General features: G+C 68.9%; 1 protein-coding gene. It reads left to right on the top strand.

The window, feature by feature from the left end; genetic code table 11:
* Positions 1-473 (top strand): TonB-dependent receptor (locus J5M67_RS28260; protein ID WP_207888652.1); only part of this gene is annotated, 473 nt, incomplete at both ends.

Below are 473 nucleotides of genomic sequence, written 5' to 3'. Positions count from 1 at the left end.
CGGCCTGCGCTACGAGCGCTGGGATGCATACGGCGGCGAGCTCGGCGGCGCGACCGCGACGCTCGGCTACGCGGAGCGCGGCGCGACCGCGTTCTCGCCGAAGCTCTCGCTCGAATGGCAGCCGGCCAGCGCGTGGCGCCTGCGGTTGTCGTTCGCGACGGGCACGCGCTTTCCGACGGTCGCCGAGCTGTTCCAGGGCACGATCTCGAACAACGCGATCGTCAACAACAACCCGAATCTGCAGCCGGAAAAGGCGATCGACTGGGATTTCACCGCCGAGCGCGACGTCGGCTTCGGCGTCGTGCGCGCGAGCGTGTTCCAGAGCGATCTGCGCAATTCGATCTACAGCCAGACCACGCTTGCCGGCGCGTCGACGTACACGAACGTCTCGAACGTCGACCGCGTGCGGGTGCGCGGCGTCGAGCTCGCGTTCTCGGGGCAGGACGTCGCGCTCAAGGGGCTCGACGTCGACG

The sequence above is a fragment of the Pseudomonas sp. 30_B genome (genome assembly GCF_017491605.1).
In the GTDB taxonomy this organism is placed as follows: domain Bacteria; phylum Pseudomonadota; class Gammaproteobacteria; order Pseudomonadales; family Pseudomonadaceae; genus Pseudomonas.
Note: the sequence above shows the minus strand (reverse complement) of the source record. Positions and strands in the feature narration are given on the sequence as shown.